We start from the raw sequence: 8,622 nt of genomic DNA, 5'->3' as shown, positions 1-8,622 counted from the left end.
ACCCAGGCCGATGTCGACCGCTACCGAAACGACTACTCCCAGTTCGCTGAACTCCGCCTATCAGTGCAAATGCGCTACCAGGAGACAGTTGACCTTCGCGACTACGAGCCACGCATCCGCCGCCTGCTCGATGATCATGTGACGGCCCTGCCAGCCGAGACAATTATTGAACAACTCAACATCAACGATCCCACTGCGCTGAAGGCCGTTGTGGACGAGAAGGGCACGACGCCCGACTCGAAGGCGGACCGGATCGTCAGCGCCACTAAAAAGACCATCACCGAGCGTATGGACGAGGACCCGGCCTTCTACGCACGATTCTCGGAGTTACTGCAGCAGGCAATTGACGAGTACCGCCATCGTCGGGACGGTGAAAGGTACCTGTTCCAGGCGCGGGAGATAGCTGAACAGTTGGCCAGCGGTGACCGCGGCGCGGTGCTTCCCTCCGCAGTAACGCACGACGACGATGCCGCTGCAATTTACGGTGCGCTCGGCAAAAGTCTTCTCGAGTCCGCACTCCAAGGATTCCTGGCCGTACCCGACGACGAAAAAGCGAACATGGCAAAGACGGTAGCGGACATGGTTCGCAGCCGGATGGTGGTCAATTTCTGGACCAAACCAAATGAGCAGAACGCCCTCGCCACGGAACTGGATGACTTTTTCTATGACTTAGGTGAACGCCGCGGCATCCAGATGAAACAACCCATGGTAGACAGCCTCACAAACACGGTCCTCACGGTAGCAAGGGCGCGTTTCAGGAAATGAGGCTGGAGGAACGGCAGGTTGAATACGGAACTCACATCATTGAGTACCGTTTGGAGCGCCGAGAGCGCGCCACGCTTGAAATCACGGTAGAGCCGGGTGGGTTAGTTCGCGTCACCGCGCCAAGCAACGCGGCTGCGGAAGACATCGCTGCCCGGGTCCAAAGACGCGCCCGATGGATCCTTGCGCAACAGGCATCCTTTTCCAGATTTCGTCCACACACACCACCTCGCACTTACGTCCCTGGCGAGACTCACCTCTACCTGGGCAGGCAGTACCGCATTCGCGTCGTTCCACCGGAAACGGGAAAGGGGGGGGCCAAGGTGCCGAGCACACCAAGCGTGAAGATGGTTCCTGGGTTTATAGAGGTGCGTTGCGTCGACTTTCACGATACCGAAACCATAGAGAAGCACATCAAAGAGTGGTACCACAAGCGGGCACAAGTACAACTTCCCAGCCGTTTGGAATTGAATAGGCAGCGATTCCCAGATCTACACGCCGTGCAGCCAGCGTCGCTAAGGCTTCGACGTATGCCCACGCGTTGGGGCTCTACGTCGCCGGCCGGCAGTCTTGTGTTGAACCCGGATCTGATCCGCGCACCCATGGATTGTATTGATTACGTGGTCACCCACGAACTTTGTCACTTGCTGGTTCCAAACCACGGGAGGCAGTTTTTTGAACTTCAGCAATTGGTGATGCCCGACTGGGAGTCCCGTAAGCAGCGGCTTGAGAGGGTGATGGCATAGCCCGCGAGGGTTAGCTCCAAACAGTTATGCAGGTCAAAAGGTACAAGCAAGGGCCTTAACCGGGTGAGGCCGCCACCATTTGAGCACCAGTAGGTTCTACTACTGCTCAGGGTGGTTGGGGGTGCGCCACAAGCCATATGCGGAAGTCTCGCTGCGGTTTTAGTGAGTTCGGATGGTTTGTCACTCTGCCGAGGTGTTGCGTTTGGGTACACCCCAACGCCACAGTTCCAGACAGGCGGATTAGTGTAGTTTTAGGGTCCTTTTCTGGTTTTCGCAACACTTCTGTGCGAAGGTCTAGACATGACGCAACACAAAGGGCAACGAATTGGGTATGCCCGTGTGTCAAGCGTCGACCAGAATCTAGCCCGTCAGCTAACCAGCCTCGGCAGCGTCGATCGGCTGTTTGAGGAGAAGCAATCCGGTGCGCAACGATCCGGCCGGACCGCCCTCGCGGAGATGATCGGATACGCCCGCCACGGCGACACCGTCACTGTGTCGTCCATGGACAGGCTGGCGCGATCGGTCATCGACCTCAATCAGATAGTGGGGGAGTTGACCGCGAAGGGTGTAACCGTGGAGTTCATCGCCGAACGGGTCACGTTCACCCCGGGCGGGGCGGATCCGTTCGCAGAGTTCCAGCTGAACATCATGGCGTCCTTCGCGCAGCTTGAGCGAGCGATCACCAGGGAACGGCAGGCCGACGGCATCAGGGCAGCGAGGGAACGCGGCGCCTACCAGGGCAGATCCCGCAAGCTCACTGACGACCAGCTGCTCGAGGCCCGGAACCTGATCGAGGCGCGCGTACCGAAGGCGGAAGTCGCCCGGCGCCTGAACATTGACCGCACCACCCTGTACCGGGCGCTGGATCGGACGGCTCCCGGATGACAACGCCACACGACCGGACACCCAGCAATTACCTCTTACAGGAGGCCCGCGCCATCGTCGGGCGAGCCGCGGCACGGGCAGGTCTACCAACGCCGGTGGTCGCTCTTGCCCCATTGGTAGGTAAGCCGCGCTCACCACGGGCTAACGCCCGGTTCAAGACGCTTCATGGGGTGCCGACAATTAAGGTTACCGAGGCCGCCCTGCGCGAACTGCCGTACGGCGTTCTTGAGTTCTTACTTACGCATGAGCTGGGTCACCTTGCCAACGAGGAATGGTGGACGCAGAAGTTTCGGCGGTTTGCCGCCGGGTTCGCTTTCGGAGCACTCCTGCTGTTCGGGGGGATCATCGCGGGAGGCCTTGCACAGAGCGCTAGTGCCAGCACGATCCCTGGTGGAGCCACCACAGCTATCGGTGCCGTCATCGCGGCAGGATCATGGCTCCTACTACGTGCGAACAGCCGCACGGACGAGTTGTGCGCGGATGTTTTCGCTGCACGCCAGCACGGCAATCTGTCGAGTGCTCATGGTCTGTTCGACGTGTGGGATCGAGAAGCACCAGAACGCGAGTGGGGCCGGGGTCTGCTACTTCCGATCCGAAGCCACCCATACCGAGCCACGCGACTTGAAGCCATCGAAGCCGAACTCAACCGGCAAGACCCGCTGGCGACCAGGAGAACATGATGATCAGAATCATCCGATGGTTGCTCACCTCGAGCATCCGCTACAGCTACCTGTTCGTCCGTGCACTCATCGGACTTCCCCTGCTGTTGCTGCCGATCCCTGCGCGCATGCGCAACCAGGTCGCTGGCGCGTTGGCCGTCGGCCTGTGGTTCTTCTCATCGTGGTTCGTCGCCACCGCGGCCGGCGCACCGTGGTGGGGACAGCTGATGGTCGCTGCTGCAGCGGCCCTCGTCATCGCAGGTGTGGTGCGGATGGAAGGCCGTCGGCCGATCGTCCGCCGCCGACCCGCCCGCGTCCGATGACGTCCTGGCAGGGGTAGCCGGCGATGAGGCAGCGCAGGGGAGAGGCTGACCGGTTCTGGGAAAAAGTCGTCAAAGGCCCGCGGCCGCATGACTGCTGGATCTGGACCGGCGCCGTGGCCGACGACGGCTACGGACGGTTCTGGGTCACCAGGGACGGCGAGCAACGCGCCCTGCGGCCGCAACGCTACGCCTACGAACACCTCACCGGGGAAACCCTGCACCCCGGAATCACGCTCATGCACGTCTGCAACGTCCCGCTCTGCGTCCATGCCAGCACCGGGACGGAAACTCACCTGCTGCCCGGCACCCAGGCGTTGAACATGCTCGACCGGTCCCAGAAGGGCCGACATGCCAACGCCTCGACCTTCCGGTGGCGCGGCGTCGGCCGCGCCCAGTTCCGAGCCCAATCCGTCGAGCTGCGCACAGCCCTCCTCGAGCACGGATGGAACGAACCGATCATCCGACCCCTGCTCACCGGCATCGACCCCGAAGCCCCAACCCTGTTCTAGGGCTTACCTGATCTGCGCTACCAAGGTTGCTCGCCGTACACAGCTTCCGGACACGGCTCATGCAACACGACTACCACTCCGGATGCAGCTACTTCTAGATGTCCTATGGACGGCCGTTAGTTGACACCGTTCTGTACTCGATCTCATCGCGACTACTCAGCTTTTACAGAGATTCATCCAGATTGCTGGTGTGCGCACTGGCACTCAGCTCCAACCTAACGAACACTTCAACGATGCTGCACTTCATACGATCGTGACGATCATCAATGGTTCGCCGGACGCCTCACCACTCTGACGTTGCAATCCGCAACGCAGTTCGCGAGCTCAAGCAGACTTGCCCTGATGAATGGGCATGACTGCTGTTAGAACGTGCCACTTATCGCTGCGACTCATAATCTCCAACGAGGATTGGCAGCCTGTGTAGCAGAAATGTTCGTTTTGGGTGTTTAGATTCTGGGACTGACCGGTGACCGGTGATCATGGTGACCACTGTGATCGCCATGCTCAGGAGAGCGGGAAGGTTCGGCAGGAGCCGGGTACATGTCACCTTCAGACATGACCTGCCCGTATGTGCCCGAGGTGTTTTCCGCGCTATCAATTTTGCCGATTGATGGCCTGCAGTGCCGGGCGGAAGTTAGCGTGGCACTTGGGGCTCCGGTCCCGGACGCCCCAAAGCTCAGCAAAGCCAACCCGAACTGACGGAAGAGGAGCGGAACAATGACACATATCACCTCCATGCTGGAGACGTATCCGAAGGATCTGGGCGGGCTTGACCGGCAGAAATTGGCCGAGTGCATCGCGGCCTGCTTCGAGTGTGCGCAAACCTGTACGGCCTGTGGGGACGCCTGTCTGAGCGAGGACATGGTTGCCGAGCTCACCAAGTGCATCCGCACCAACGCTGACTGCGCCGACATCTGCGCGACTACTGGGCGAGTCCTCTCCCGGCACACCGGCTACGACGCGAACATCACCCGCGCGATCCTGCTCGCTTGCGAGGTTGCCTGTAAGGCATGTGGCGATGAGTGCGAGCAGCACGCCGACATGCACGAGCACTGCAGGATTTGCGCCGAAGCGTGCCGCCGCTGCGAGGCAGCCTGCCGCGATCTCGCCGCAACCCTTGGCTGAAACGCTGATCACCGGCGGCTGCCCCTCTTTTCACCGCCCAGGGCAGGAGGGGCATCCGACCAACAAGCCGGCGCCCGACATGTGCCGCGTAAGGCCCGACATGTGCCGCGTAAGGACTGGAGAGCGGTAGCCAGTAGTCAGTGGTGAGCAGCAGCAGGTAGGGAACTGCTCAAGATTCAGCGCAGAAGACGGCCGATGGCTTGAGTTGCTTCCTTGATCTTCGCGTCTACGGCGTCGGAAGAGCCACTGGTTGCGGCTTCGTTGGCTGCGTCGACGACGCAGTGCTGCAGGTGGTTCTTCAGTAGTCCGAGGCTGACAGCATGCATGGTGCTGTCGACGGCGGCGACCTGGGTGAGGGTGTCAGGTGCGGTGTTCCCTCTGCAGTGAACACGATGAGATTCATCCACGCCGTGGACTCCTCCAGCTGGTATTTCCCATACCCGCAGTGACCTATCGCGGACTGCTTGTTCTGCGTTTGGCCTGCAAAAAGGACTGTAGGCAATCATCACGCCCGGTGTCCTTGCTCGCGCCGGCGTTTTCCCGGGTCATCCCCTTGTGGGCGGGTGGAGCCCTTGCGGCCCAGCTCAAAGCCGTCCACCTGTGGGTGAGCCGAGCACCGGCGCAATAGGCGTTGCGTTGATCCTGCACACGGGGCGTTTCAATCGTTGGAGGAGCCTGTTCTGGAGCGGGAGCGGGAGCGGGAGCGGGACCTCAGGGCGAAGAATGCGATGGTCGCGGCGAGGAAGAGGATGCCGGAGACCCAGGTGTTGATGCGCAGTCCGAGGATGGTGTTGGCGTAGTCGGAGCGCATCAGTTCAAAGAAGAACCTGCCTGCGGTGTACAGGGCAACATACAGGGCCAGAACTGATCCGGCGCCCAGCGTGTATTTCCTGTCCAGAAGCAGGATCAGGAATGCTGCGGCCAGTGACCACAGTGACTCATAGAGGAAGGTCGGCTCGAAGTACCCGAGAACGACGGGAGCGCCGTCGGCGCCTTCCCGGGCTTTGCCGGTTGCGGGGTTCATGTCATGGATCTGGAGCGCCCAGGGCTGGGTGGAAGGGGCGCCGTAGAGCTCGTTGTTGAACCAGTTTCCCCACCGGCCGATCGCCTGGGCGATGAGCACGCCGGGGGCGGCGGCATCGGCGAAGGCGGTGAACTGGACGTTGTTTCGACGGCAGCCGATGTAGGCGCCGACCGCGCCGAGGGCGATAGCTCCCCAAATGCCCAGTCCGCCCTCCCAGATGCGCAGTGCATTCCAAGGGTCTTTGCCGGGTCCGAAGTAGAGCTGGTAGTCGGTGATGACGTGATACAGCCTGCCACCGAGGATTCCGAAGGGGATTGCCCAGACCACCACGTCGAGTACCTGCCCTGGCTGTCCGCCGCGGGCGGTGAGCCTGCGCTCAGTAAGCCATATCGCGACCACGATCCCGGCCAGGATGCACAGCGCGTAAAAGGCGATGGACAGTGGCCCGAGCTGTAGGGCGCTAATGGTCGGGGAGGGAATGTACGATCCTGGTTCTTCGGGGTTCATGGGCTGGTCCGATGAGAGGAGGTGTGGGAGGCAGGAGTATTGGCAGGCTCAGGAAGGGCCTCTGACATAGAAGCGGGATGGTGACGGGCCTGCGATTCAGCGGGTCAACCGTCCGCCGTGGTTTGTGGACCGGCCGATGGAAGGAACGCACTGCGGGGCTCGACCGTCGCTGGCCGGGGCTTGCCGTATCAGATTGGCGTGAGGAAGGTGCCGGCCAGGTTTTGCAGTTGGTAGATCCATAGGCCCCAGGCTCCCGAGACCATGAGCACCCCGACCAGGATCAGCAGGGACCCGCCTGCGATGTTGAAGACCCTGATGTGCCGCCGGACAAAGGACAGGGTCCGTGTCACCCAGCCGACCCCGAGTGCTACGAGGATGAAGGGGATGCCCAGGCCGAGGCAGTACACGAATCCCAGGAGCGCGCCGCGCCATGCGGTTCCGGTGGTTGTGCTCAGCGCCAGGACCGCACTGAGGGTGGGACCCATGCAGGGTGTCCACCCCAGACCGAACACCACTCCCAGCAACGGTGCCCCGGCTACCCCGTTCTTTGGCTTCCAGTTAAGCTTCTTGGTCTGCTGGAAGAAGGAAAAACGTCCCACAAGGACCAGGCCCATGAGGATGACGAACAGTCCGAGGACGCGGATGAGCAGGTCCTGCCAGCGCAGTATCCACCCTCCGATAAGTCCGAAGGCCGCACCGTAGAAGGTGAAGACCAGCGCGAATCCGAGGATGAACAGTCCAACGCCGGTGAGGACTTTCCGCCGGTTCCTGGGGGAATCCGGGTCAGTGAGCCCGGAAACGTACCCCACGTAGCCTGGTACCAGTGGCAGGATGCACGGGGACACGAAGGACACGATGCCTGCGATCAGGGCCAGTGGAATCGCCAGCAGGAGCGCCCCCGATTGCACGGATTGCGCGAAGAACTCCCCGATCGTCATGCGGTTTCCCTGCCCCCGTCAGCGTCGTCTTCAGCATGATCAGGGAACGGGTATGGTGCAGGCGTCGTGTGCCCGAGGCTGTCGCTACCCTGCCTGCACCGTCGTGGCAAAGGACGCTCCCTCATCGTCGGAGAACTCGAGGCCTTCCTGCGTGGAGACCCAGATCCGCAGGTCACCCTCTTCGTTGGCGTGCGCGGCGACCGCGGACGGCTGGGCTGTTGATCCGCCGGTTTCCGCCCAGGTCTGGCCTGCGTCCTGGCTGATATGCACGATTCCTTCCGGGCTGACGCCTACAACGGTGTCCGCATCGGCAAAGGCTGTCAGCAGCAGCACCGGCGAGTCAGCTGGCAACGTCCACGTCGTTCCGCCGTCGGTGGAGCGTTGGACGCCTTCTTCGGTGGTACCCAGGACGATCGGCCCGTCGACGGAGGCCGCGAGGTTCGCGGGCTGAATCTGCGTTTCGGCGTCGGACCATTCCTTGCCGTCAGATGTTATCCGCAGCGTCCCGTCAAACCCGATGACACCTTCTTCTGACACCGCCATGGTGTGGAAGTCCGACTCGCCCTGGCGGGAGAGTTCCTGCCAGGTCTTCCCGCCGTCGGTCGACTCGATCAGCCCTACCGGGTTGGGCAGATCCACTCCGGGTCCAGGATGCCCTGAGGCGTAGTACAAGTCCGGGCCGGCGCTGGCGAACCCCATCAGATCGATGGCCGGACTCAGCTTCTCGATAGGGTCGACGGCAACATCGAACAGGCCGTTGTGGGTGGCCAACAGGAGCTGCTCGGTGTCCTCATCAAAGGCGAGGCCATGCACATGGCCGAACGGGTCCTCTTCGGCGGACGAGGACCCATCGGTGTGCGGGCTCTCATCGCTGTGCGGTGTTTCATCATTGTGGGCGGCCTCGTCCTCATTGGTGCCCGCCTGTTGCCCGCATGCCGCCAGGAGGAACATCGCGGCGATCCCCAGGGCTGCGGTGCGTATCTTCCTGCCGTTACCGGGAGCAGTCGTGCGGGGCATGGAATCCCTCTCATTTCATGTGGTGGTGGCGCCGGTGGCCCCGCTCGACAGCGAGCCGACGCTGGTGCACGGCTGACGCTGCGAGGAAGCAGGACGACGATTATTACTACTCTTGATAGTAGATGAG

The 8,622-nt window shown here is 61.8% G+C and carries 11 protein-coding genes; 7 read left to right on the top strand and 4 right to left on the bottom strand.

Going from position 1 to position 8,622, the window contains the following annotated elements:
* The 7 genes from AC1MFI_RS18905 to AC1MFI_RS18875 all read left to right on the top strand — a co-directional run.
* Window positions 1–765: hypothetical protein (locus tag AC1MFI_RS18905; protein WP_479821280.1), on the top strand; the 765-nt coding region annotated here is incomplete at its 5' end.
* Window positions 762–1,508, top strand: a complete 747-nt coding sequence (locus AC1MFI_RS18900; protein ID WP_479821279.1) for a M48 family metallopeptidase — start codon at window positions 762–764, stop codon at window positions 1,506–1,508. The genes AC1MFI_RS18905 and AC1MFI_RS18900, both read left to right, overlap by 4 nt.
* Before the next feature lie 300 nt (window positions 1,509–1,808).
* The gene (locus AC1MFI_RS18895; RefSeq protein WP_479821278.1) at window positions 1,809–2,393 is read left to right on the top strand and encodes a recombinase family protein; all 585 of its coding nucleotides are present in this window, start codon (window positions 1,809–1,811) and stop codon (window positions 2,391–2,393) included.
* The gene (locus tag AC1MFI_RS18890) at window positions 2,390–3,073 is read left to right on the top strand and encodes a M48 family metalloprotease (RefSeq protein ID WP_479821277.1); all 684 of its coding nucleotides are present in this window, start codon (window positions 2,390–2,392) and stop codon (window positions 3,071–3,073) included. Before AC1MFI_RS18895 ends, AC1MFI_RS18890 begins: the two co-directional genes overlap by 4 nt.
* Entirely contained in the window at window positions 3,070–3,375 is a 306-nt protein-coding gene (locus AC1MFI_RS18885; protein WP_479821276.1) for a hypothetical protein, read from the top strand. The genes AC1MFI_RS18890 and AC1MFI_RS18885 overlap by 4 nt, the downstream gene beginning before the upstream one ends.
* A 23-nt stretch (window positions 3,376–3,398) precedes the next feature.
* Window positions 3,399–3,884, top strand: coding sequence for a hypothetical protein (locus AC1MFI_RS18880; protein ID WP_479821275.1), 486 nt, complete (start codon window positions 3,399–3,401; stop codon window positions 3,882–3,884).
* Between the two features lie 717 nt (window positions 3,885–4,601).
* Window positions 4,602–5,009, top strand: coding sequence for a four-helix bundle copper-binding protein (locus AC1MFI_RS18875; RefSeq protein ID WP_479821274.1), 408 nt, complete (start codon window positions 4,602–4,604; stop codon window positions 5,007–5,009).
* Window positions 5,010–5,185: 176 nt separating this feature from the next.
* Here AC1MFI_RS18875 and AC1MFI_RS18870 read toward each other — a convergent pair whose 3' ends face one another.
* From AC1MFI_RS18870 to AC1MFI_RS18855, 4 genes are all read right to left on the bottom strand, one after another.
* A complete protein-coding gene (locus AC1MFI_RS18870; RefSeq protein ID WP_479821292.1) occupies window positions 5,186–5,515 on the bottom strand; it encodes a metal-sensitive transcriptional regulator in 330 nt (109 codons plus the stop codon).
* 152 nt (window positions 5,516–5,667) lie between these two features.
* Window positions 5,668–6,540, bottom strand: coding sequence for a prolipoprotein diacylglyceryl transferase (lgt, locus tag AC1MFI_RS18865; RefSeq protein WP_479821273.1), 873 nt, complete (start codon window positions 6,538–6,540; stop codon window positions 5,668–5,670).
* A 188-nt stretch (window positions 6,541–6,728) separates the two neighbouring features.
* The gene (locus tag AC1MFI_RS18860) at window positions 6,729–7,478 is read right to left on the bottom strand and encodes a cytochrome c biogenesis CcdA family protein (RefSeq protein ID WP_479821272.1); all 750 of its coding nucleotides are present in this window, start codon (window positions 7,476–7,478) and stop codon (window positions 6,729–6,731) included.
* 84 nt (window positions 7,479–7,562) lie between these two features.
* The gene (locus AC1MFI_RS18855) at window positions 7,563–8,495 is read right to left on the bottom strand and encodes a F510_1955 family glycosylhydrolase (RefSeq protein ID WP_479821271.1); all 933 of its coding nucleotides are present in this window, start codon (window positions 8,493–8,495) and stop codon (window positions 7,563–7,565) included.
* Between the last annotated feature and the right edge of the window lie 127 nt (window positions 8,496–8,622).

Source organism: Arthrobacter sp. BC5 (genome assembly GCF_056680255.1).
This window is presented reverse-complemented; position numbering and strand designations above follow the sequence as displayed.